Here is a 775-nt window from a genome sequence, read left to right as displayed (position 1 = left end):
GCGCAAATTGCCCAATGTCAACACTGACGAGGCAGCGACGAGAAATAGCAACTCTGCCATGCTACGCATGGTGGAGATTTGCAATGGATGATATCTAAACACATCAATGAACACCATTGGAGGGCAAGTCTGGTGCCAGCAGCCGCGGTAATTCCAGCTCCAATAGCGTATATTAAAGTTGCTGCAGTTAAAAAGCTCATAGCCAATTTTACAGGCATGAAGTTTTTACATATTTGATCATTCAAATGAGAGAATTGTAGATGACTTAAAGCAAGAAAAAACTTTAGAGTCCCTTTGTCGGTGTAAAAGCAGACTTAGGACCGGCTATCTTTACGCAGATGGTTGGTTTTCTGGAGTGTTATAACTTTGAATAAATTAGAGTGTTCAAAACAAGCTTTTTAGCTTTGAATATATTAGCATGGTATTATGAAATATGACAAATTTAGGTCACATAAAGTTCTGGGAGTAGCAATACTCCAAAGAATCTGGATTTGTAATGAGAGAAAAAAATAGAATGAGTGACCTGTACTCTCAGGGGAAAGGTGAAATTTTATGATCCTGAGAAGACAAACTGATGCGAAAGCTCTCCACTGAGATGTTTTTTTTAGTCAAGAACGAAAGTTCAGGGCGCGAAGATGCTTAGATACCATCGTAGTCTGAACCGTAAACAATGTTGATTTAGGATGTGTGATCATTATTTTATGACTTCATACGCACTATACGAGAAATCCAGAATATTCGAACTCTGGGGGTAGTATAGTCGCAAGACCGAAGC

General features: G+C 39.1%; 1 rRNA gene. It reads left to right on the top strand.

Annotated features, from left to right (window positions below):
• A 16S ribosomal RNA gene (locus tag V3391_RS17490) occupies window positions 1-775 on the top strand; the annotation flags it as partial.

This window comes from Luteimonas flava, assembly GCF_036584485.1.
In the GTDB taxonomy this organism is placed as follows: domain Bacteria; phylum Pseudomonadota; class Gammaproteobacteria; order Xanthomonadales; family Xanthomonadaceae; genus Luteimonas; species Luteimonas flava.
This window is presented reverse-complemented; position numbering and strand designations above follow the sequence as displayed.